We start from the raw sequence: 25239 nt of genomic DNA, 5'->3' as shown, positions 1-25239 counted from the left end.
CACGATGAAATGACGGTTTCCCAGAAGCTGGCTCACCCTCATCGCAACTGGCCGGCCTCGGGGCCCGCGTGCTGGTGCTCACCACCTACGACACCGACAGCCACGTGCTGCCCGCGATCGAGGCGGGTGCCACCGGCTACCTGCTCAAGGACGCACCCGGTGACGAACTGCTGCGGGCGGTCCGGGCCACCGCCCGCGGGGAGGCGGTGCTCGCCCCGTCGGCGGCGGCGTCGCTGATGAAACGGGTGCGCTCGGCCGCGACCGGGCCGCTCAGCCCCCGGGAACTCGAGGTGCTCCGGCTGGTGGCGGCCGGGGCCACCAACCGCGACGCGGCGGCGAAGCTGTTCATCACCGAGGCCACGGTCAAGTCCCACCTGCTCAGCAGCTACGGCAAGCTCGGCGTGGGCGATCGCGCCGCCGCGGTCGCCGAGGCGTTCAACCGCGGGCTGCCGGTGCCCCGCCCGCCGGAGCCCTGAACGCCGCCAGCAGCGTTTCCCGCAGCCAGCGGTGGGCGGGATCGGCGTCGAGCCGGGCGTGCCACAGCAGCCGCACCTCGAGTTCCGGCAGGTCGACCGGCATCGGGAACCAGCGCAGGCCGAGTGCCGGGCCGTACTGCTCGGCGAGGCGCTGGGGCACCAGCCCGACGTAGTTGCTGGACGCGACCAGGAAAGCGGCGACGGCGGAGTTGGGCACCACGGCGGCCACGCGGCGGCTGAGGCCCGCGGCGGCGAGCGCGTCGTCCAGCGGTCCGCGGGCCCGGCCGCGGCGGGAGGCCGAAACGTGGGGGTGGCGGCACAGCTGCGCCGGGGTCGGGCGCCGGTGGCGGCCCAGCGGGCTGTCCGCCCGGACGATGCCGACCACGCGCTCGGCGTAGAGCGCGGTGGTCCGGATGTCGGGGGCGGGGTGGTCGCCGGCGCCGATGTCGAGGTCGATCGAGCCGTCGCGCAGGGCTTCGGTGCTTTCACTGCCCTCGGTGACGAAGCGCAGCACCACCCCGGGCGCGACCGCGGCCGTGGCCTCGACCGCCGCCGTGGCCAGGGTCGCGGCCACCCCGTCGTTGATGCGGATGGTGAAGGTGCGCTCCAGTTCGGCCACCCTGACCTCGCGGTCGGCGCTGATCAGGGCCGACGCCTCGTCCAGCAGCGACCGCACCCGCGGTGCGGTCCGGAGCGCGAACGGGGTCGGGGCCAGGCCACGCCCGGCCCGCACCAGGATCGGGTCGCCCATCGCCCGCCGCAGCCTGCCCAGCGCCCGGCTGGTGGCCGGAATGGACAGGTGCAGGCGCTCGGCCGCCGCGGTGACGCTGCCTTCGGCGAGCAGCGCGTCGAACACCCGCAGCAGGTTCAGGTCGAGCGTGTCAGCCATGTTTGCATCGTACGCAACTACCTGTTGCCGAAGTTGCGTGGCAAGCACAGCCTCGGCGTTCCTACCGTCGTGGACATGGCGCTGGAAAACCTTCTTCACGAACGAGCGCGGGTTACGGCTCCACGGCGCGGCCTGACGGCGGTGATGTGCGCCTGCGTGGTGCTCGTCGTCGGCATGGTCGCCGCGATCAACCTCGCCGTGCCGATGCTGGCCGCGAGCGCGCTCCACCCGTCGGCCTCGGCCCTGGTCTGGATCGTCGACACCTACGTGATCGTGTTCGCCTGCTTGGTGATCCCGGGTGGCGCGGCGGGGGATCGCTTCGGGCGCAAGGGCGTGCTGCTCGCCGGGCTGGTGTTGTTCGCCGCGGGCGCGCTGGTTTCGGCGGTGGCGCCGAACGTGCCCGTGCTGCTCGCCGGCCGGGCGGTCACCGGGATCGGCGCCGCCGCCGTGCTGCCGAACACGCTCGCCATCCTGCTGCACGCCGTGCCCGCCGAGCGCCGGACCGCCACGATCGCCACCTGGGCTTCGATGACCGGAATCGGCGGGGTGGCGGGCAACGCCGGTGGCGGGACCGTCCTTTCCGGAGGGTCGTGGCGCTGGCTGTTCGCCGCCGCGGTCCCGCTGGCGCTGCTGCTCGCCGCGCTGGCAGGCCGGACCGCACCGGTGTCACCACGGCACGACCGCCGTCTCGACCTGCCCGGCACGCTGCTGCTCGTCGCGGCGTCGGTCGCCTTGCTGCTCGGCATCGTCGAGGGTCCGGAGGCCGGTTGGGGGAGTCCCGTCGTCGTCGGCGGGTTCGCCGGGGCCGCGGTGCTGTTCACCGTGTGGACCTTCGTCGAACTGAAGACCGAGCAGCCGTTGTTCGACCCGCGGTTGTTCCGGATCGCGGGGCTGCGCAACGCCTGCCTCGGCATGACCGCGGTTTTCTTCGGCATGTTCGCGCTGTTCTACCTCAACGCGTCTTTCCTGCAGTACGGCATGGGGTTCAGCGTGCTGGGGACGGGGCTCGGCATCATCCCGCTGACCCTGCCGATCATCTTCGGCGCGCGGCACGCCGGACGCCTGAGCAGCCGGATCGGCCTCGACACCACGATCGCGCTCGCCTTCGCCTGCGTCGGCGGTGGCTTGCTCGGGCTGTCCACGAGCGACGCCGGGACCGCCTACCCGGTTTATGCGGCGTGGCTGGTGGTCACCGGGACCGGGGTGGCGCTGGCGCTGCCGACGTTGTCCGGTGTGATCGCCGGTTCGCTGCCGCCCGCCCAGGCCGGGGTCGGTGCCGGTTTGCAGGCGACCACCCGGGAGTACGGCAGCGCACTCGGGGTGGCCGTGGTCGGCACGGTGTCCACCGCCCGTTTCGTCGATGCGCTGCCCCCCGGCCTGCGTTCGGCGCACACCGTGGCCGAAGCCCTCGCGGCCACCGATCGCCCCCAGGAGGTCGTCGCGGCGTTCGTCGCGGGCACGGGTTCGGGGCTGCGGGTGATCGGCGTGACCGTGCTCGCCCTCGGCGGTGTGGTTACCCTGCAGTCGTTGTCGTCCCGCAGGAGGAAGTGACCGTGAGTACCGAAATCCGGCGGCTGGAGAACACCTCCGGCGACTTCCTGGTGGCCCTGCGGGCCAACGAGGGTTTCCGGCAGGACCGCTACGACGCGCTCACCGCCGCGCTGCGGGATTGCGCTGTTGCGTGGGAAGGGGCCGAGGACCTGCCGCGGGCTGCGGTGGGGGTGTTGGTTGAGCTGGTGACGGCTACGCAGGCCGCGGCCGAGGCGTATCCCGAGCCGGTCAAGCAGCGGATCTACGACGCCAGCTATGAACTGCACGACCTCATCACCGACGCCGTCGAAGGCGGGCGGGCTTAGGTCGTCCGCACGGGTCTGGCGAAAAAGCGCGCGACTGTCGCGGAATCGCCGGTCACAATGGGCGGGTGAGTGCCGAGATCGCCCGGTCCAACCTGCGTGACACCGTCGGGTTGTGGTACGTCGGCCAGGTCGGGGCGGCCGACCTGGTCCGGGCGGCGTGCGAACTGCTGGTGGCCGGGGTCGACGGGCCATCGCTGTGCATGCTCGCCGCGGTGTCGGTGAGGAACGCCGACGACGAAGCCCCGGCGTACTTGGCGGCTGCCCTGCGCGAGGTCGGTCTCGACTTCCACGAGCGGGACACGCCCCCGGCGCGCGAGGCGGCACTGCGGGCGATGGCCGCCCGGGCGCTGTCGCAGGCGGTCACCCCTCGGCAGCTGGCGGCCTGGGTGCACCGCACCTTCGGGCACCACACGCTCGAACTCGCCGAACCGCTGGCCGAACTGGACGACGCCTACGACATGGCGGACTACGACCGGCGCTCGACCGACGATCTTGACGCCGAAGTCCTGGCGGAGGCCAGGCGCCTCATCAGCTCAGTGCCGCCAGGCTGTGGCGGACGGCGGTGATCGCGCGGGTGACGTCGTCCTCGGCGGTCTGCCAGTTGACCACCGAGACGCGCATGGCCCGCCGGCCCCGCCAGGTCGTGCCGCCGAACCAGGCTTCGCCACCGCGCTGGAGGTGGTCGATCACCCGGTCGGTGAAGGCGTCGTGGTCTCCTGCCGCGGCCAGGAAGCGGACCAAGCCCTGGTTGATGATCGGCGCCACCAGCAGTTCGGCGCCGTCCAGCGCGCCGATCTCGGTGGTCAGGCGGTGCGCGTGCCTGCTGCACGCTTCGACGAGGTGCCTGATCCCGTCCCGGCCCAGGGAGCGGATGGCGGCGTAGACCGGCAGGGCGCGTGCGCGCCGCGACCACTCCGGGGTCCAGTCGAGCTGGTCCCTGGCCGTGCCCTCGGCGTGCACCAGATAGCTGGCGCGGGCCGACATGGCTGTCCGGTGCGCGACCGGGTGCCGGACGAACGCGAAACCGGAGTCGAACGGCACATTGAGCCACTTGTGGCCGTCGGTGGTCCACGAGTCCGCGTCTTCCACGCCCGCCAGCAGGTGGCGGTGGTGCCGGCTCACCCGCGCCCACAACCCGAACGCGCCGTCGACGTGGACCCAGGCCCGGTGCTCGTGCGCGATCCGGCACGCCTGCGCGAAGGGGTCGAACGCGCCCGTGTTGATGTCCCCGGCTTGCAGGCAGACCACGGTGGGCGCGTCCCGTTCGGCCAGCAGGCGCTGGAGCGAGGCGAGCTCGATGCGCCCGAGGTCGTCGGCAGCTGCTCGCTGGATGCAGTCGGTACCGAGGCCGAGCAGGCGGACGGCACGCTCCACAGAGGCGTGGTGGTGTCCTGCCGTGAGCACCCTCATCGCCGGTGCACCGGCCAGTCCTTGCCGCTCGGCGTCCCAGCCGTGCTCGGCGAGCAGCTTCGAGCGCGCGGCGGCCAGGGCGGTGACGTGTGCTTGTTGCGCCCCGGTGGTGAACGCGAAGGAGGCGTGCCGCGGGAGTTCGAGCAGTTGCTTGAGCCACTCCCCGGTGACCTCCTCGACGACGGCCGCGGCGGGCCCGCAGGCGAACAGCGCCGCGTTCTGGTCCCACGCGGAGGTCAGCCAGTCGGCGGCGAGCGCGACGGGCACCGCACCACCGATCACCCAGCCGAAGAACCGGCCACCGGCGCTGCCCAGCAAACCGGGCTCGACCCCGCGGACCAGTTCGTCGATGACCGCGGCGTCCTCCGCGCCCCGTTCCGGGAGGGGGCCGCCCAGCGCGGCCCGCAGCTGCGTCAGTGACGCGGTCGCCGACACCGGGCGCTGGGACAGCCCGTCCAGATATGCCCCGGCGTGGGCGGCCGTTCGAGTCAGCAGCGGGTGTCGGCTGGTCATCCCTCTCCTTCGCGGGTGCAGTTCTCGCTGCCACGACTATGGCCGCCCGCCGGGCGTGGATCCGGCGGAAAACGGACGTCGTGGTCCGGCGGCGGGGTGGCGGACTCCAAAGTGGACACAATTCCCCGGCGCCCGGCCGGATTGTACGTCGTTCAATGGTTAACCGGGTGGCGGGTGGTGGTTCATCGAATGGTCACCACAGGCGACCGACCTTTTTTCGATCGTGGTGGCGAACTAGTCCGGAATATCGAGAATCGATGCCGTTACTGTCCATTCGGGTGATATCGGAATCGACAGCTGAAGTCAATTCTCTGTTGGGCGCGGCGTGCACAGCCGTATGCACGTGCAGGCGAACGTGCTGCTTGACCCGCCAGTAGATTGTTCGTATTCAAGATCCACATATTGTTTCCGCAGTTGGGCGCGGTTCGGGCGGGAAAATGATCACAGGTTCGAAGATCGGCTGCGGAACCGATGTTTGGGACGGGGTGGAGGCGGGAAACATCGCTTCGTGTCACCCGGTTCCCGCTGACCGCCACCTGGCGGAGCTGCGGCGAGCTCGGGTTCTTGGCGACGCGAACAGGTTGTACTGCCCGGCGAAGGCCTGGTTGATGGGAGGTTCTGTTCACCGTTGCGCCACCCCGGTGCGGCCGACGACGCCCTTTTGTCGTCGCCCGTGTGTTCGTTCATGCACGCGTAACCGGAAGAAGTGGCTTGGCGCAATGGTGTTCAGGCTTTGGAACCGTTCCGGAAAGGTCGCCACGTTGGGTAGCATTGAACCGCTCCGCCACAGTGTGGGATTCCCGCATTTGGCGGTACAGAAGATCTCCGGTGCCCGGCAGCCTTTGTTTCCGGTTGCCGGCTGTGGACGGAACAATCGGTGCCGTGGGGGCACGTCCACAGTTCACGATTTCCACTGACTTGCGGGTTCGGCTATTTTTCGGAGGCTTTGGTCATGCAGGGCGTGAACGACGGCCGCGAAGGGGCGGACAGACCCCCCGTGGCCCCGGAAGACCTCACCGCGGCGCTCACGCGCCTGGTGCGCGAACACCGGGTGCCGGGGGCGCAGCTCGCGCTCCTCCGCGACGGTGAGAAGACAGTGGTCCAGACCGGTGTCACGCACCGGTCTGGACCACCGATGACGGCATCGTCCCCGGTGCCGGTCGGGTCGATCACCAAGCTGGTCACCGCCACCGTGGTGCTGGCGCTGGTCGCGGACGACGACCTCGGACTGGACGAACCGGCCGGGGAGGTGCTCGGGGTGGCCGGCCTCGACGGTTCGCTCACCGCGCGCACCCTGCTCAGCCACACCAGCGGCCTGCCGTCCGACCCCGCCGACGTGGCGGGCAACTGCCTGCGTGAGGTGCGCGGCGCGGAACCCGTGTGCCCCGCCGGTGCCGCGTTCTCCTACTCGAACCTCGGTTACGCGCTGGTCGGTTCGGTGATCGAAGCGGTCACGGGCATGACCTGGCGCGAAGCCGCCGAGGCGATCGTCCTGCGTCCACTGGGGATCGAGCCCGTGCACGTCGGGGACCCGCGCGCCGTGTCCGGCCACACCAGGGCGGCCCGGCCGGTCGAGCAGTTCCTGCCGCCGATGCTCGACCCCGCGGGAGCACTGGCGCTGAGCGCCGGTGACCTCGTCGAGCTGGGCCGGGTCCACCTCGGCAAGCCGGGCCTGCTCGACGTGGTGACCGCGGCCGACATGCACCGCCCGGTCGCCGTCGCGGAACCGTTCGGCCTCGCCGACGGCTGGGGGCTGGGCATCGCGCACTACGGTGCGGGGGACGAGGTCTGGCTCGGCCACGACGGCAACGCCGACGGCACCTCCTGCCACCTGCGCGTCGACCAGGCAGGCGCCTGCGTGGTGGCGCTGACCACGAACAGCGCGGCCGGCACCGACCTCTGGCACGACCTGGTCGACGAGCTGCGAGCGCTGGGGGTCGCCCTCCCGGCCCGCGGTACCGCCGGGGCCGGTGCCCGCCCCGTGCCGCTGCCCGAGGGTGACTTCGGCACCTACCGCAACGGCGCGGTCGACTTCACCGTCCAGCCGGACGGGACCGGCGTCGCGCTGGTGGCCGACGGCGAAGTCTTCCCCGGCCTCGAACGGTACGACGACGGCACGTTCACCGTCCGCGACCCGGCCACCGGCCGCGCGACCCCCTGTGGCCGGTTCCACGGCGAGCCCGGTGCGGCCACCGCGGTCGAAATCGGCGGGCGTCTCGCCCGGCGCCGCTGAGCGCGTTCCCCCCTCCCTCCCGCCCGCCTCCGGTGGGTCTGTCCGTTGTGCCCGGAAGGTGCGAAAAAGACGATGTCCCTGCCCGAGTTGTTCGCCGCCCAGGTGCGCGCGACGCCGCACGCGATCGCCGTGGACGGCGACGACGCCCGCCTGACCTACGCCGAACTGGCCGGACGCGTCGAGCGTCTCGCCGCCCACCTGGCCGCGCTCGGCGTCCGCGCCGAGGACCGCGTCGGCGTGCTGCTGGACCGGTCGGCCGAGTTCGTCGTCGCCGAGCCGGCGATCGTGACCGCGGGCGGGGCCTACGTCCCGCTGGACCACCGGGCCCCGGACGAGCGCCTGCGGCTGGTGCTGGCCACGGCCGGGGTGTCGGTGCTGGTGACCGACGACCCGGTGCGGGCCGCGCGGATCCACGACGGCCCGGTCGTCGTCGCCGGGGACGTGCCACCGAGCACGGGTTTCGCGCCACCGCACGTGGATTCGCACCAGCTCGCGTACCTCATGCACACCTCGGGCTCGACGGGAACACCCAAGGGCGTGGCGGTCCGCCACCGGGACGTGGTGTCGCTGGCCACGGACAGCCGTTTCGCCGGAGGCGCGCACCGCCGGGTCCTGCTCCACTCGCCGGCGGCGTTCGACGCGACGACCTACGAGCTGTGGGTTCCGTTGCTGTCCGGGGGAACCGTGGTGCTCGCGCCACCCGGCGAGCTGGATGTCGAAGTGCTGCGCGGCCTGCTCGTGCGGCACTCGGTCACTTCGCTGTGGTTGACCGCGGGCCTGTTCCGCGTGGTGGCGCAGGAATCGCCGGACTGCTTCCGCGGTGTGCGCGAGGTGTGGACCGGCGGCGACGTCGTCCCGGCCGGAGCGGTGCGGCGGGTGCTGCGCAGCTGCCCCGGCCTGACCGTGGTCGACGGCTACGGGCCGACGGAGACCACCACCTTCGCCACCAGCCACCGGATGCCTTCGGCGGATCGGGTCGCCGACGTCGTGCCGATCGGCAGGCCACTGGACGGGGTCGGCGTGCGGGTGCTGGACAGCGCGCTGAACCCGGTCCCGCCGGGCGAACCCGGTGAGCTGCACCTGGCCGGGGCCGGACTGGCCAGGGGGTACTGGGCCCGGCCGGGGGCGACCGCGGACGCGTTCGTGCCCGATCCGTCCGGTGAGCCGGGCGAGCGCATGTACCGCACCGGGGACCTGGTGCGGGACACCGGGAACGGCGAACTGGAGTTCCTCGGCCGGGCCGACGACCAGGTCAAGGTCCGTGGTTTCCGGGTCGAACCCGGCGAGATCGAGTCGGTGCTCGCCGCGGCTGCCGGGGTGGCGGAGGCCGTGGTGGTCGCCAGGCAGGACCAGCCGGGGGTGAAGCGCCTGGTCGCCTACGTCGTGGCGGCCCCGGGTGCCCGGCTGGGCGACCTGGCGGAGGTCGCCGCCGCCTCCCTGCCGGACTACATGGTGCCGTCCGCGTTCGTCGAACTGGACGTACTTCCGTTGAGCGGCAACGGGAAGGTCGACCGTCGCGCGTTGCCCGCACCCCCGGTCCGACCGGCGGACGGCCGTGCCGAACCGAGGACCGGCACCGAACGCGAGGTGGCCCAGCTGCTGGCGGAGGTGCTGGGGGTGCCCGGCATCGGTGCCGACGACGACTTCTTCGCCCGCGGCGGCGACTCGGTCCTGGCCGTTCAGGCGTTGTCCCGGCTGCGCCGAAGATTCGGCGTGCGGCTGCCGGCCAGGGCGATCTTCGACGCGCCGAGCGTGGCCGGGCTGGCCCTGCTGCTCGACGAGGCACCCCGCGTCAGCGAAACCGCGATCCCGGTGACGCCGGTCGCGGAGGTGCTGCCGCTGTCCCCGGCCCAGCGGCGGCTGTGGTTCCTCGACGAACTCGCCGGTGGCAGTGCCGAGTACAACACCGGTGCCGGTCTGCGGTTGTCCGGGCCGCTCGACCTCGACGCCCTGCGTGGTGCGCTCGCCTCCCTGTGCGCCCGGCACGAATCACTGCGGACGACCTTCGATTCGGTGGCCGGGCGGGGTGTTCAGCGCATCGCGCCCACCGGCGAAATCCCACTGCGGCTCGCGGCCGCGCCCGCGGACGACGACGTGCTCGCGGCCGAGCTGAGCGCGCCCTTCGACCTGCGCACCGGCCCGCTGACCCGGGCGGTGCTGTTCCCGCAGGGCCCGGACGAGCACCTGCTCCTGCTGTGCCAGCACCACATCGTCACCGATGGCCGCTCGATCGGCATCCTGACCGGTGAACTGCTGGACTTCTACGCCGGAGCCACACCACCGCCGCTGCCGGTGTCCTACCGCGACTACACGCTGTGGCGCCAGCAGTCCGAACACGACGACCAGCTGCCGTACTGGCGCGAGCGGCTCGACGGGCTCGAACCGCTCGCCGTGCCGGCCGACCGGCCGCGACCACCGCAGCGCACCACCGAAGGCGCCCTCCACCACCACGACCTGCCCGCCGGCCTGGTGCGCCGGGTCACCGATGTCGGACGCCGGTTCGGTGCCACGCCGTTCATGACGCTGACCGCGGCCGTGCAACTGGTGCTGGCCGCGTACGGCGGGCAGCGCGACATCGCCGTCGGGACCGCGGTGGCCGGCCGCGATCGCCCCGAACTCGAATCCCTCACCGGGTTCTTCGTCAACACGCTGGTGCTGCGGTCCCGGGTGGACGGTGCCGAGCCGTTCGCCGGGTTCCTGGCGGCCTTCCGGGAGACGGTGCTGGACGCGTTCGCGCACGGCGACGTCCCGTTCGACCGCGTCGTCGAAGAGGTCCAGCCCGACCGCGATCCGTCGAGAACCCCGCTGGTGCAGGCCGTGGTGGTGCTGCAGACCCCGCTGGTCCGGCCGCGTGAAGCCGCCGGGCTGCGGGTGAGCGAGTACGACCTGCCGCGCCCATCGGCCCGGTTCGACCTGGTCATCGAGTTCTGGCCGCGTGCGGACGGGCTGCGGGTCACCGTCGAGTACGCCACCGCCCTGTTCGACGCGGCGACGATCCGGCGCCTGACCGAAAGCCTCGAAGTCCTCCTCACCGGTATCGCCGACGACCCGGCCCAGCCGGTGGGTGATCTCCCGGTGCTCACCCAGCAGGACCGCCGGTTCCTCCTCGGTGAGCCCGAAGAGGCACCGGCGGCGACGGTGCCCGAACTGTTCGATCGCCGGGCCGAGCTCCACCCGGACGCACCCGCCGTGCTTTGCGGCGAGGTGCGCTGGGACTACGGGGAACTGCGTGCCAGGGCCGACCGGCTCGCGCACCGGCTGGTCCGGCTCGGTGTCCGCCCCGAGGACCGGGTCGGTGTGCTGATGGACCGCTCGGCCGACCTGGTCGTGGCCGTGCTGGCGATCCTCAAGGCCGGTGGCGCCTACCTGCCGCTGGACCTGCGTGCGCCCGAAGACCGCCTGCGGTGGCTGCTCGACGGGACCGAGATCCTGCTCACCGACGACCGGTGGCACGACACCGCCAGCAGAGTCCACAGCGGACAGACACTGGTGGTGGCCGACGATGCCGGGGAACCGGCACCGGCACCCGAACTCGCCCCGGACAACCTGGCCTACGTCGAGTACACCTCCGGTTCGACCGGGGTGCCGAAGGGCGTGGCGGTCCGGCACGCCGACGTGGTGGCGCTCGCCGCGGACCCGCGTTTCTCCGGTGGTGACCACGAACGCGTGCTGCTGCACTCGCCGCTGGCCTTCGACGCCTCCACCTACGAGCTGTGGGTTCCGCTGCTCAACGGGGGAACCGTGGTCGTGGCGCCCCCCGGTGACGTGGACGCCGACACCGTCCGGCGGCTCACCGAGCGGCACGGAGTCACCGCGTTGTGGCTCACGGCGGGGTTGTTCCGCCTCTTCGCCGAGGACGCTCCGGACTGCTTCGCGGGCTTGCGCGCGGTCTGGACCGGCGGTGACGTCGTTCCGCCGGAAGCCGTGCGGCGGGTGCTGCGTCACTGCCCGGACCTCGCCGTGGTCGACGGCTACGGCCCGACCGAGACCACGACGTTCGCCACCTCGTTCCGGATGGACTCGGCGGAGGCCGTTCCCGCCGTGGTCCCGATCGGCACCCCGCTGACGGGGATGCGGGTGTACCTGCTCGACGACGGACTGCGGCCGGTGCCGCGCGGCGCGCTCGGTGAGCTCTGCATCGCCGGTCCGGGGCTCGCCCGCGGTTACGCCGGGCAGCCCGGCGCGACCGCCGACCGGTTCACCGCCTGCCCGTTCGGTCCCCCGGGGACGCGCTTCTACCGCACCGGCGACCGGGGCCGGTGGCGCAATGACGGCACGCTCGAATTCGCCGGGCGCGCCGACGACCAGGTCAAGATCCGCGGTTTCCGGGTGGAACCGGCGGAGGTGGAACGGGCGCTGTCGGCGGCGCCCGCGGTGGCGCAGGCCGTGGTGGTGGTGCGGGCCGGCGGCGGGCGCAACCGGCTCGTCGCCTACGTGGTCCCGGCCGGCGAGTCCGGCGGGCCCGCCGTGGACACCGAAGACCTGCGCCGCGAACTGGCGCGCACCCTGCCCGACTACCTGGTGCCCTCGGCGATCCTGGTGCTCGACGCCCTGCCGCTGAACACCAACGGCAAGGTCGACCGGCGTGCCCTGCCGGAGCCGCGGTTCGAGTCCGGCGACCGGTTCGTGGCGCCGCGCACCGAACGCGAGGCCGCCCTCGCCACCATCTGGGCCGACGTGCTCGGTCTCGCCCGGGTCGGGGTCGACGACAACTTCTTCGCCCTCGGTGGCGACTCGATCCTCAGCATCCAGGTCAGCGCCCGCGCCCGGCGCGAGGGCCTCGCGGTGACCACGGCCGACCTGTTCCGGCACCAGACGATCGCGGCGCTGGCCCCGGTGATCGCCGACGCCGGGGCCGGCCCGGTCCGCGGGCCGGTGTCCGGGGAGATCGTGCCGACCCCCATCCAGCGCTGGTTCTTCGGCACCACGCGGGTGCCGGAGCGGTTCGACCAGGCCATCGCGGTCGAACTGGCCCACGACGTCGATGAGGTGGCGATCACCGCCGCTGTGGCCGCGCTGATCGAGCACCACGACGCGCTGCGGACGCGCTTCACCCGCGACGGCGGCCAGTGGCGGCTGCACAACGCGCCACCCGGCGACGGGCATTCGCTGCTGAGCTGGCGGCTGTCCGGGCGGGTGCTGCACCTGGCCGCGCACCACCTCGTCGTCGACGGGGTGTCGTGGCGGATTCTGCTCGACGACCTCGACCGGGCGTACCGGCAGCTCGTGCACGGCGACCCGGTCGACCTCGGCCCGCGCACGACCTCGTTCCGCGAGTGGGCGGCGCGGCTGTCCGAGCACGCGGAGGCCGGCGGCTTCGACGACGAACTGAGCCACTGGCGCGACCTGCCCGCCGTCCAGCCGATCCCGGTCGACGGAAGCGCTGAGGTCAACACCGTCGCCCGGGCGCGCACGGTGACCGCGCAGCTGACCGCCGAGGAGACGCGGGCGTTGCTGCGGGAGGTTCCGGGGGTGTACCGGACTCAGGTCAACGATGTGTTGCTGGCTGCGCTGGGCCGGGTGCTGGGGGAGTGGGCCGGTGTCGTGCCGGTGGTCGATGTCGAGGGGCACGGTCGTGAGGAGTTGTTCGGCGGGGTCGATCTGTCTCGTACGGTTGGCTGGTTCACCACGATCTTCCCGGTGGCGCTGGAGGTGCCTGAGGATTGGGGTGCTGCGCTCAAGGTGGTGAAGGAGCGGTTGCGGGGGGTGCCGCGGCGTGGCGTCGGGTATGGGGCGCTGCGGTATTTGACCGGTGCGGCGCCGGTCATCGATCCGCAGGTCAGCTTCAACTACCTCGGCCAGTTCGACCTGTCCGGCGAGCTCTACGCGGGTACGCGCGGCGGCCTGACCCTGGATGCCGATCCCGGCGACCTCCGGCCGCACCTGCTCGACGTGGTCGGGCACGTCGAGGCCGACGCGCTCCGGTTCACCTGGCACTACGCCGACGGGGTGCACGACCGCGGCACCGTCGAGGAGCTGGCCGGGCGGATGGTCGCCGCCCTGCGGGAGATCATCGAGCACTGCGCCCAGCCGGGCGCCGGTGGCCGCACGCCGTCGGACTTCCCGCTGGTCAACCTCGACCAGGCCACGGTGGACGTGCTGGCCGGTCCGGACGTGGAGGACATCTACCCGCTGACCCCGTTGCAGGCAGGCATGGTCTTCCACGGCCTCGCCCAGGCCGGCGACGGCGTGTACGTCGAACAGCTCTCGTTCACCGTCGAAGACGTGCCGGACCCGGCGAAGCTCGGCGAGCTCTGGCAACGGCTCGTCGACCGGACACCGGTGCTGCGCAGCCGGATCGTCTGGGACGGCGTACCCCAGCCGGTGCAGATCGTCCAGCGCACCGCCGAAGTTCCGGTGTCCTATCTGGACTGGTCCGAAAAGGACGCCGAGGAAGCGATGCGGCGGCTGCTGGCCGAGGACCTCGCCGAAGGGCTGGACCTGACGCGAGCACCGCTGATGCGGCTGGCCATCGCCAAGGACTCGGCCACCTCGGTGCGGGTGGTGTGGACCTTCCACCACGTGCTGCTCGACGGGTGGAGCGTGTTCGGCGTGCTCTCGGACCTGCTGGCGCTGCTGCGCGGCGAGGAGCCCCCCGCCCGCCGCCCGTTCCGCGACTACGCCGCCTGGCTCGCCGCCCAGGACGACGACCTCGCCGAGGCCCACTGGCGGGACCGCCTCGCCGGCGTGGCGCCGACCCCGCTGCCCGGCGGCCGGGCCGCCACCCGCACCCACACGGCCAGTTCGACCGGCCGCGTCCCGGTCGAACTCGACGGCGAAGCAACCGCCGCGGTCCAAGCGTTCGCGCGGCGGCACCACCTGACCGTGAACACCGTGGTGCAGGGCGCGTGGGCGGCGCTGCTGGCGCGCTACAGCGGGGAAGCCGAGGTGTGCTTCGGCGCGACGGTGTCCGGCCGCCCGCCCGAACTGCCCGGTGCGCACGACATCCCCGGCCTGTTCATCAACACCCTGCCGGTGCGGGTCCGGCTCGACCGCGACCGCGGTGTCGCGGACTGGCTGCGGGACCTGCAGGCCGACCAGGCGGAGGCGCGCCGGTTCGGGCACCTCGGGCTGCCCCGGCTGCAGGCGCTCGCCGGTTCCGGCGACAGCCTTTTCGACAGCATCGTGGTGTTCGAGAACTACCCGATCGGGGAGGTCGCCGGACTGCGTGACGTCCGCGCGGCGGAACGCACCAACTACCCGCTCGGCGTGGTCGCCTATCCGGGCCGCCGGTTGTCGATGGTGCTCACCCACGACCCCGAGCTGATCGGCCAGCCGCTCGCCGAGCGGCTCGCGGACCACCTCGCCGCGCTGGTCCGCGGGTTCGCCGCCGCACCGCACCAGCCGGTGACCCGGGTACCGATGCTCTCACCCGCCGAAACCCGGGAGTTGATCGACGGGCGCAACAACACCGCGAACCCGATCCCCGGTGGCGCGCTGCCGGAACTGTTCGAAGCTACCGTGGCCCGTGACCCCGACGCGATCGCGGTGGTGTCCGACGACGGATCGCTGACCTACCGCGAACTCGACGCGCGGGCGAACCGCCTGGCCCACCGGCTGCTCGCCCTCGGGGTCCGGCCGGAGGACCGCGTCGGCTTGCTGGTGGACCGCTCACCCGAACTCGTCGTCGCCGAACTCGCCGTCGTCAAGGCCGGGGGCGCCTACCTGCCGCTGGACCTGCGTGCCCCGGCCGAGCGGCTGCGGCTGCTCCTGCGGGAAGCCGGTGCCGAAGTGCTGCTGGCCGACCGGAAGTGGCTGGCCACCGCCGAAGAGGTCCACGGTGGAGCGGTCCTCGTCGAGGACGACGACAGCGACGACAGGGCCCCCGCCACCTCGCCGGACGTGGTGACCCATCCCGAGCAACTGGCCTACGTCATCTACACCTCCGGCTCCACCGGGACGCCGAAGGGCGTGGCCGCGCGGCACCACGACGTCGTGGCGCTGGCGGCCGACCGGCGGTTCGCCGCGCACGACCGCGTGCTGCTGCACTCACCGCAGGCCTTCGACGCCTCCACCTACGAACTGTGGGTGCCGCTGCTCAACGGGGGCACGGTCGTGCTCGCCCCGCCCGGCGACCTCGACGTGCACACCCTCGGCCGGGCGCTCACCACCCACGGCGTGACCGGGGCGTTCCTCACCACCGGCTTGTTCCGGCTGGTCGCCCAGGAAGCGCCGGAGGTCTTCGCCGGCGTCCGCGAGGTGTGGACCGGCGGCGACGCCGTGCCCGCGGCCGCGCTGCGGCGGGTGCGCGAAGCCTGCCCGGACACCCTGGTCGCCGACGTCTACGGCCCCACCGAGACCACCACCTTCGCGACCGTGCACCCGCTGCCCGGTGCGGTACCGGACGTGGTGCCGATCGGGGCGCCGCTGGACAACACCCGCGTCTACGTGCTCGACGAGGACCTCCAGCCGGTCCCGCCGGGTGCACCCGGTGAGCTGCACATCGCCGGAGCCGGGGTGGCCCGCGGTTACCTCGGGCGCCCCGGCGCCACCGCCGACCGGTTCGTCGCCGACCCGTTCGGGGTGGCAGACGACGCAGCGGCGCCAAGCGCCTGCGCTGGGGGTGGTGGCCGGGTGGCGGGCGGGAGGATGTACCGCACCGGTGATCTGGTGCGGTGGAACGAGGACGGCGCGCTGGAGTTCGTCGGCCGGGTCGACGAGCAGGTCAAGGTGCGTGGCTTCCGCGTCGAGCCGAGCGAGATCGAAGCCGCGCTCGGGGAGCACCCCGGCGTCGAGCAGGCGGCCGTGCTCGCCCGCGCGGACGGCGGCGTGAAGCGGCTGGTCGCCTACATCGTCGGCGAGACCGCCGGGCTCGCCGAATTCCTCGGGCGGACGCTGCCGGACTACATGGTGCCCGCCGCGTTCGTCCAGCTGGACCGCTTCCCGGTCAACGTCAACGGCAAGCTGGACCGCACCGCGCTGCCCGCGCCCGAGTTCGGCGTCCGCGAACACGTGCCCGCGCGCACCGACGCCGAACGCGTGCTCACCGGCATCTGGGCCGAGGTGCTCGGCGTCGCCCGCGTCGGGATCACCGACGACTTCTTCGAACTGGGCGGCGATTCCATCCTGAGCATCCAGGTGGTGTCCAGGGCCCGGCGCGCCGGGCTCGAACTGCTGCCCGGCGACCTGTTCACCCACCGCACCCCGGCCGCGCTCGCCACCGCGGCCCGCACCGCCACGGCCACCGCCGACCGTGGTCCGGTGAGCGGCCCGGTGCCGCTCACCCCGATCCAGCGGTGGTTCTTCGACACCAGGACCGCGGACCACTGGCACTGCCACCAGTACCTCCGGCTGGGGCCGGAGCGGGTGGACACCGGCGCGGCGGCCGAGGCCGTGGCGGCGCTGCTGGCCCACCACGACGCCCTGCGGATGCGGTTCCACCGGAACGGCGGATGGCAGCAGGAAAACGGCCCGGTCGGCGCCGAAGCCCCGCTGGTCCGCCTCGACGTGGCCGAACACGGCGTGACGCTCGCGGTGCACCACCTCGTGGTCGACGGCGTCTCGTGGCGCGTGCTCGCCGAGGACTTCGACCGCGCTTACGACCAGGCACTGCGTGGTGAGCCGATCGACCTCGGGCCGCGCACCACCTCGTTCCGCGAGTGGGCCACCCGGCTCACCGAGCACACCGCCGCCGGTGGCTTCGACGACGAACTCGGTCACTGGCGCGGGCTGTCCGGCAGCACCGCGATCCCGGTCGACGGCGACGGCGACGCCACCGTCGCGTCGATGCGCTCGGTCACGGTGGGACTCCCCGCGGCGGAGACGGCCGCCCTGCTGCGGGACGTGCCCGCGGCCTACCGCACGCAGGTCAACGACGTGCTGCTGACCGCGCTCGGCCGCGTGCTGCGGGACTGGACCGGTCAGGTGCCCGTCGTCGACCTGGAAGGGCACGGCCGCGAGGACCTGTTCCCCGGCGTTGACAAGGTGGACACCTCCCGCACGGTCGGCTGGTTCACCAGCGTCTTCCCGGTCGCGCTGGAGGTCGACGACGACTGGGGCACGGCGCTGAAGTCGGTCAAGGAACAGCTCCGCGCGGTGCCGCGGCGCGGGATCGGCTACGGCGCCCTGCGGTACCTGGCCGGCACGGCACCGTCGATCGACCCGCGGGTCAGCTTCAACTACCTCGGGCAGTTCGGCTCGCACCGCCTGGAAACCGACGAGAGCCCGCACGCGAACCGGGCGCACCTGCTCGACGTGGTCGGCCGCGTGACGGCCGGCCGGCTGGAACTGACCTGGTACTACACCGAGGGCGTGCACCACAGGTCCACAGTGGACCGGCTGGCCGCCGATCTGGTCGCCGCGCTGCGCGAGCTCATCCGGCACTGCACCCGGCCGGGAGCGGGCGGGCGCACGCCGTCGGACTTCCCGCTGGCGCGCCTCGACCAGGCCACCGTGGACGAACTGGTCGGCAACGGCGGTGACGTCCTCGATGTGGAGGACCTCTACCCGCTCACCCCGATGCAGGCGGGCATGGTGTTCCACGCCCTGTCCCAGCGCGAGGAGCGCGTCTACTTCCAGCAGGTGGCGTTCGTGCTCGACGGGGTGCGCGACCCGGACGCGCTGGCCGGTGCCTGGCAGCGGGTGGTCGACCGCACCCCGGTGCTGCGCACGCGGATCGTCTGGGAAGGCGTCCCGGAACCGCTGCAGGTCGTGCGGCGGCAGGTGCGCGTGCCGGTCACCCACCACGACTGGCGCGGGCACAGCGCCGCCGAGCAGGACCGGGCCTGGCAGGACGTGCTGGCCGCCGACCGCGCCGAGGGCCTGGACCTCACCGCCAGCCCGTTGCTGCGGCTGACCCTGGCGCGGCTGTCGGACACCGAGGTCCGCGTGCTGTGGACGTTCCACCACGTGCTGCTCGACGGCTGGAGCGTCTTCGGGGTGCTCTCCGACGTCTTCGCCGCCCACGCCGGGCAGGCGCTGCCCGAGCGGCCGCCGTTCCGCGACTACCTGGCGTGGCTGGCCCGCCAGGACGACGCGGACGCGGAACAGCACTGGCGGGGTGAACTCGGCGACCTCACCGCGCCCGCCCGGCTGCCCTTCGACCGGGTGCCCGCCCAGGCGCACACCAGCCGTTCGTCGCGGTGGCTGCGCGTGCCGGTCCAGCAGTCGGCGCGGCTGCGGGAAGCCGCCCGCCGGGCCGGGCTGACGATGAACACCGTGCTGCAGGGGGCGTGGGCGCTGCTGCTGTCACGGCTGAGCGGTGACCGTGACGTCTGCTTCGGCAGCACCGTTTCCGGCCGTCCCGTCGAACTGCCCGGCGCCGACGACATCACCGGCATCTTCATCAACACGCTGCCGGTGCGGGTCACCGCGGCCGGTGCACCCGTCGCGGACTGGCTGGCCGCGCTGCAGGAACGCCAGGTGCGCTCGCGGCGGTACGGGCACCTGCCGCTGACCAGGCTCCAGTCCTACAGCGGGGTCACCGGCAGCCTGTTCGACAGCCTGGTGGTCTTCGAGAACTACCCGGTCGACGAGGCGGCGCGAGGGGCGCACGGGCTCCGGCTGCGCGACGTCGACGCCGCCGAAACGACGAACTACCCGCTCACCGTGGTCGCCTCGCCGGGTGAGCCGATCACCCTGGACGTCGGCTACGACCCCGAGCTGTTCGACACCGAGACGGCCGAGCGGATCGCCCGGCAGCTCACCGGCGTCCTCGGCGCCTTCGCCGAGGACCTGCACCGCCCGCTCGACGGCATCGACGTGCTCACCGAGGGCGAACGCCACCAGGTGCTCGTCGGCTGGAACGACACCGCCCACCCCGTTCCGGACGGCGCCGTCGCCGAGCTGTTCGCCGCCCAGGTGGCCCGCACGCCGGACGCCGTGGCGCTCACCGGCGACGAGGTCCACCTGACCTACGCGGAACTGGACGAGCGGGCCGGGCGGCTCGCCGGGCAGCTGGCCGCGCTCGGCGCCGGGCCGGAAACGCTCGTCGGGGTGCTGATGGACCGGGCGCCGGGCCTGGTCGTCGCCGAACTCGCCGTCACCAAGGCCGGTGCGGCCTACGTGCCGCTGGACACCCGCGCTCCCGGGCCGCGGCTGAAGACCCTGCTGTCCGGTGTGCCGATCCTGATCACCGACGAGGGCCGGGCCGACCTCGCCAGGTCGCTCCACAGCGGACCCGTGGTCGTGCCCGGCGAGCCGGGGCCCGGCGCGCCGGTCGGCGAAGCCGATCCGGACAACCTCGCGTACGTGATGTACACCTCCGGTTCGACGGGCAAGCCGAAGGGCGTGGCGGTGCGCCAGCGCGACGTCGTGGCGCTGGCGGCCGACCGGCGGTTCACCGCGCATCGGCGGGTGCTGATGCACGCGTCCCCGGCCTTCGACGCCTCGACCTACGAGCTGTGGGTGCCGTTGCTCAACGGCGGCACGGTCGTGCTCGCCCCACCCGGCGACCTCGACGTGGACACCCTCGGCCGCGTCATCGCCGGGCACCGGGTGGACGGCGCGTTCGTCACCGCCGGCCTGTTCCGCCTGATCGCGCAGGAAGCCCCGGAAACCTTCCGCGGTATGCGCGAGGTCTGGGCCGGGGGCGACGCGGTCCCGGCGGCGGCTGTGCGGCGGGTGGTGGACGCCTGTCCCGGTACCACCGTCGTCGACGGCTACGGCCCCACCGAGACCACCACCTTCGCCACTTCACACCCGATCTCCGGCGCGGTTCCCGAGGCCGTTCCGATCGGGAAGCCCCTGGACAACATGCGTGCCTACGTGCTCGACGCCGACCTGCGCCCCGTGCCACCGGGTGCGCCGGGAGAGCTGTACCTGGCCGGGGCGGGACTGGCCCGCGGTTACCACGGCGACCCCGGCCTGACCGCGGACCGGTTCCGGGCCGATCCGTTCGGGCCGCCGGGCGGGAAGATGTATCGCACCGGTGACCTCGTCCGGTGGAACTCGCGGGGGGAACTGGAGTACACCGGCCGCGCCGACGAGCAGGTCAAGGTCCGCGGGTTCCGGATCGAGCCGGGGGAGATCGAGGCCGCGCTGGCCGCGCACCCCGGGGTCGGCCAGGTCGCGGTGCTCGCCAGGCAGGACCACGGCATCAAGCGGCTCGTCGCCTACCACACCGGGGACGCCGATGACCTCGCCGAATTCCTCGGCCGCACGCTGCCGGACTACATGGTGCCCGCCGCCTTCGTCCGGCTCGACCGCTTCCCCCTGACCGTCAACGGAAAGCTCGACCGGCACGCGCTGCCCGCCCCCGACTTCGGCGCGACCGGTGCCAGAACGGCGCTGACCACCGAAGCCGAGCGGACCATGGCCGCGATCTGGGCGGAGGTGCTCCACGTCGGGGACATCGGCGCGGAAGCGAACTTCTTCGCCCTCGGCGGTGACTCGATCCTGAGCATCCAGGTCGTGTCCCGGGCCCGCCGGGCCGGGCTGACCCTGTTGCCCCACGACGTGTTCCGGCACCCGACGCTCGCCGCACTGGCTGCCCACGCGGGCACGGCGACCGGCACGTCCGCGGACCAGGGCCCGGTCACCGGAACGGCACCGCTCACCCCGATCCAGCGCTGGTACCGCGAAACCCAGCCACAGCGGTTCGACCAGCGGGTGGTGCTCGAATTCACCGAGGACGTCGACGAAGCGGCGCTGCGCCGCGCGCTGGCGGCCGTCTGGGCCCACCACGACGCCCTCCGGCTCCGGTTCCCGCGCACCGATGACCTGCAGCACGGCGACGCGGTCACGCCGGTCGAGCTGCTGGTTGGTGATGTCGCCGATGTCGCCTTCGACCCGGAACACGGGCCGCTGCTGGCGGCCGTGCTCGACGGTCGGCGGCTGCTGCTCGCCGCGCACCACCTGGTCGTCGACGGGGTGTCGTGGCGGATCCTGCTCGACGACCTGGAAACCGCCTACCGCGGCGGGGAGCTCGAACCGAAGACGACCGCCTACCTGGTGTGGGCGCGGCAGCTGGCCGAGCACGCCGCCGCCGGTGGTTTCGACGACGAACTGGACCACTGGCGCAGCCTGCCGCCCGTGCGGCCGCTGCCCGCCGACGGCACCGGGCCCGCCACGATCGCGGACACCGGCGAGGTGACCACCCGGCTCACCGCCGAGGAGACGCGGGCGTTGCTGCGGGAGGTTCCGGGGGTGTACCGGACTCAGGTCAACGATGTGTTGCTGGCTGCGCTGGGCCGGGTGCTGGGGGAGTGGGCCGGTGTCGTGCCGGTGGTCGATGTCGAGGGGCACGGTCGTGAGGAGTTGTTCGGCGGGGTCGATCTGTCTCGTACGGTTGGCTGGTTCACCACGATCTTCCCGGTGGCGCTGGAGGTGCCTGAGGATTGGGGTGCTGCGCTCAAGGTGGTGAAGGAGCGGTTGCGGGGGGTGCCGCGGCGTGGCGTCGGGTATGGGGCGCTGCGGTATTTGACCGGTGCGGCGCCGGTCATCGATCCGCAGGTCAGCTTCAACTACCTCGGCCAGTTCGAGGAACCCGGCGACGGCTTGTTCCGGTCCGAAGGGCTGGCTGCCGACGTCGACCCCGAAGCCCCCAGGGCCCACGACCTCGACGTCGTCGGCCGGGTCGTGGCCGGAACGCTGGAGCTGACCTGGAGCCACGCCACCGGACGGCACGACCGCGGCACCGTCGAGAAGCTGGCCGACCGGATGGTCGCCGCCCTGCGGGAGATCATCGAGCACTGCGCCCAGCCGGGCGCCGGTGGCCGCACGCCGTCGGACTTCCCGCTGGTCAACCTCGACCAGGCCACGGTGGACGTGCTGGCCGGTCCGGACGTGGAGGACATCTACCCGCTCACGCCGATGCAGGGCGGCATGGTCTTCCACGGGCTTTCGCAGACCGGCCAGGGCATGTACGTCGAGCAGGCCACGTTCGTGCTCGACGGGGTCACCGACCCGCACCGGCTCGCCGAAGCGTGGCAGCTGGTCGTCGACCGGAACCCCGTCCTGCGCACCTGGTTCGTCTGGACCGGGGTCGACGAGCCGGTGCAGCTCGTGCACCGCGCGGCCCGGCTGCCGGTCCGCCACCTCGACTGGACCGGGTGCGCCGACCGGGACGAGCGGTTGCGGCAGCTGCTGGCCGAGGACCGCGGCCAGGGCCTCGACCTGACGGCGGCGCCGCTGATGCGCGTCGTGCTGGCGCGGGTGTCGGCCACGGAGGTCCAGGTGCTGTGGACCTTCCACCACGTGCTGCTCGACGGCTGGAGCGTCTTCCAGGTGCTCTCCGACGTCTGCGCCGCCTACGCCGGTCAGCCGCTGCCCGCCCGGCCGCCGTTCCGCGACTACCTGGCCTGGCTCGCCGGGCAGGATCCCGCCGAGGCCGAACGCTTCTGGCGTGCCGCGCTCGCCGGGATCGACGCCCCCACGCCGGTTCCCGGCGACCGGGCCCCGGCCGCCGGGCACACCGCGTGCTCGGCCGACTGGCTGCCGCTGCGGCTGGACGGAACCGCGACCGCCCGCCTCGACGCGTTCGTCAGACGGCACGGCCTGACCCACAACGCCGTGCTGCAGGGCGCGTGGGCACTGCTGCTGTCCCGCTACAGCGGGCACGAGGACGTGGTGTTCGGCTCGACCGTCTCCGGTCGCCCGGCCGAGGTGCCCGGGGTGGACGACATCACCGGCATCTTCATCAACACGCTGCCGGTCCGGGTCGCCCCGGACCGGGCGGCCCGGGTGGCCGACTGGCTGGCCGGGCTCCAGGCCGCGCAGGCGCTGGCCCGCCGGCACGGCCACCTGCCGCTGGCCAAGGTGCAGCGCTGGGCCGGGCTGCCCGAGGGGGTGGACCTGTGCCAGAGCCTGGTGGTGTTCGAGAACTACCCGATCACCGCCGCCGAGGCCGCGCACGGCCTGACCGTGCGCGAGCTGTCGGCACGGGAGACGACGAACTTCCCGATCACCGTGGTCGCCTCGCCGGGCCCCGAGCTGACGGTCGACCTGGGTTACGACCCGGCCCTGTTCGACGCCGCGACGGCCGAACGGCTCGGCGGGCACCTGCTGACCCTGCTGGCCGAGCTGACCGCCGACGGCGACCGGGTGCTCGGCGCGGTCCCGATGAGCACCCCGGCCGAGGACCGGCTGCTGCGGCAGTGGACCGGGACCACCGCGGCACCCCCGGCGCGTTCGCTGCCCGGGTTGTTCGCCGACCAGGTCCGGGCCCGCCCGGACGCGGTCGCGGCCGTGCTCGACGGTGAGGAGCTCACCTACGCCGAGCTGGACCGCCGGGCCAACCGGCTGGCCAACCGGCTGGTCGGGCTCGGGCTGCGGCCGGAGGAACCGGTCGGCCTCGCCGTCGGCCGGGCCGGTGCGGTGGTGGCCGAACTGGCCGTGGTCAAGGCGGGTGGCGCCTACCTCCCGCTGGACACCCGCGCCCCGGCCGAACGGCAGCGGTCGCTGCTCGACGGCGTCCGGTTCGTCGTGGCCGAGGTGGAGCAGCCCTTCGCCGGCACCATCCTGATGTCCTCCGTGGCCGACGAGCCCGACGGTGATCCCGCGGTCGCCGTCGATCCCGAGCAGCTGGCGTACGTCATGCACACCTCCGGTTCCACCGGGAAGCCCAAGGGGGTCGCCGTCCGCCACCGCGACGTCGCCGCACTGGCCGCGGACACCCGGTTCCGCGGTGGTGCGCACGACCGGGTGCTGCTGCACTCGCCGCTGGCGTTCGACGCGACCACCTACGAGCTGTGGGTGCCGCTGCTCACCGGCGGCCGGGTGGTCGCCGCGCCGGACGCCGACCTCGACGCGGTGGCGGTGCGGGAACTGGTCCGCGGGCACGGCCTGACCGCGATGTGGTGCACCGCGGGCCTGTTCCGGGTGCTGGCCCAGGAAGCGCCGGACTGCTTCGCCGGTCTGCGTGAGGTGTGGACGGGCGGGGACGTCGTGCCGGCGGCCGCGGTGCGGCGGGTGCTCGACGCCTGCCCCGGACTGCGGGTCGTCGACGGTTACGGGCCGACCGAGACGACCACCTTCGCCACCGCGCACGCCATGGACGCCATGGACGCCATGGACGTCACCGTGCCGGACCGGATCCCGATCGGCAGGCCGCTGGACGGGATGCGGGCCCGCGTGCTGGACGCCGAGCTGCGCCCGGTGCCGCCGGGTGTGCCCGGTGAGCTGTACCTCGCCGGTGCCGGACTGGCGCGGGGGTACCGGGACCGCCCCGGGCTGACCGCCGACCGGTTCCTCGCCGATCCCACTGGGACAGACGATGCTGTGGCGCGAAGCGCCTCCTCCGGGGGTGGTGGCCGGGTGACGGGTGGGAGGATGTACCGCACCGGTGACATCGTGCGGTGGACCGGCGAGGGCACCCTCGAATTCCTCGGCCGCGCCGACGACCAGGTCAAGCTGCGCGGGTTCCGGGTCGAGCCCGGTGAAGTCGAAGCCGTGCTGGCCCGGCACCCGCAGGTGAGGCAGGCCGCGGTCGTGGTGCGCGAGGACCAGCCGGGGGTCAAGCAGCTGGTGGCCTACGTCGTCTCGGGCACCGGCGAAGCCGCGCTCCGCGCGTTCCTGGCCGGGGAACTGCCGGACTACCTGGTGCCGTCCGCGTTCGTCGCGATGGACCGGCTTCCGCTGAGCGCCAACGGGAAGCTGGACCGGCGAGCGCTGCCCGCGCCCGTCGTGCCGGAGACCGGGCACGTCGAGCCGGAGACCGACACCGAACGGGCGCTCGCGGCGATCTGGGCCGACGTGCTCGGCGTGACCCCCATCGGCGCCGAAGACAGCTTCTTCGCCCTCGGCGGCGATTCGCTGAAGGGCCTGCACATCGCGGCCAAGGCCAGCGCCCTGTTCACCGTGCGGATCACCCCGGCCGACGTGCTCACCGCGCGCACCGTCGCCGGGCTCGCCGGAACAGTCGAAGAACTCATCCTCGGCGAGCTCGAAAGCCTCGCCTCCGACCAGGAATCGTGAGGACGCACA

General features: G+C 73.1%; 7 protein-coding genes and 1 pseudogene. 6 read left to right on the top strand and 2 right to left on the bottom strand.

Annotation, left to right across the window (positions count from 1 at the left end):
- Nucleotides 1-53: 53 nt before the first annotated feature.
- Nucleotides 54-476: pseudogene (locus AC07EG_RS20690) on the top strand (LuxR C-terminal-related transcriptional regulator); the annotation flags it as partial.
- Here the strand turns inward: AC07EG_RS20690 and AC07EG_RS20685 are convergent.
- The gene (locus AC07EG_RS20685; protein WP_478254760.1) at nt 436-1365 is read right to left on the bottom strand and encodes a LysR family transcriptional regulator; all 930 of its coding nucleotides are present in this window, start codon (nt 1363-1365) and stop codon (nt 436-438) included. The pseudogene AC07EG_RS20690 and the gene AC07EG_RS20685 sit on opposite strands and share 41 nt — an antisense overlap.
- 144 nt (nt 1366-1509) lie before the next feature.
- Here AC07EG_RS20685 and AC07EG_RS20680 point away from each other — a divergent pair, with 144 nt between their 5' ends.
- The 3 genes from AC07EG_RS20680 to AC07EG_RS20670 all read left to right on the top strand — a co-directional run bounded on the left by AC07EG_RS20680 (nt 1510) and on the right by AC07EG_RS20670 (nt 3787).
- Complete coding sequence (locus tag AC07EG_RS20680) at nt 1510-2916, top strand: MFS transporter (protein WP_478254759.1); 1407 nt, start codon at nt 1510-1512, stop codon at nt 2914-2916.
- Between the two features lie 2 nt (nt 2917-2918).
- Nucleotides 2919-3221, top strand: coding sequence for a hypothetical protein (locus tag AC07EG_RS20675; protein WP_478254758.1), 303 nt, complete (start codon nt 2919-2921; stop codon nt 3219-3221).
- 65 nt (nt 3222-3286) lie between these two features.
- Complete coding sequence (locus tag AC07EG_RS20670) at nt 3287-3787, top strand: hypothetical protein (protein WP_478254757.1); 501 nt, start codon at nt 3287-3289, stop codon at nt 3785-3787.
- On the opposite strand, the gene AC07EG_RS20665 is transcribed toward AC07EG_RS20670, so the two are convergent.
- The gene (locus AC07EG_RS20665; RefSeq protein WP_478254756.1) at nt 3750-5144 is read right to left on the bottom strand and encodes a pyridoxal phosphate-dependent decarboxylase family protein; all 1395 of its coding nucleotides are present in this window, start codon (nt 5142-5144) and stop codon (nt 3750-3752) included. The two genes, AC07EG_RS20670 and AC07EG_RS20665, sit on opposite strands and share 38 nt — an antisense overlap.
- Nucleotides 5145-6096: 952 nt before the next feature.
- On the opposite strand from AC07EG_RS20665, the gene AC07EG_RS20660 reads away from it, so the two are divergent.
- Both AC07EG_RS20660 and AC07EG_RS20655 read left to right on the top strand, forming a co-directional pair.
- On the top strand, nt 6097-7377 hold the full coding sequence (locus AC07EG_RS20660; protein ID WP_478254755.1) for a serine hydrolase domain-containing protein: 1281 nt from the start codon (nt 6097-6099) through the stop codon (nt 7375-7377).
- Nucleotides 7378-7449: 72 nt separating this feature from the next.
- A complete protein-coding gene (locus AC07EG_RS20655; protein WP_478254754.1) occupies nt 7450-25230 on the top strand; it encodes a non-ribosomal peptide synthetase in 17781 nt (5926 codons plus the stop codon).
- The last annotated feature ends 9 nt before the right edge of the window (nt 25231-25239 follow it).

Source organism: Amycolatopsis sp. NPDC045836, from assembly GCF_056431745.1.
This window is presented reverse-complemented; position numbering and strand designations above follow the sequence as displayed.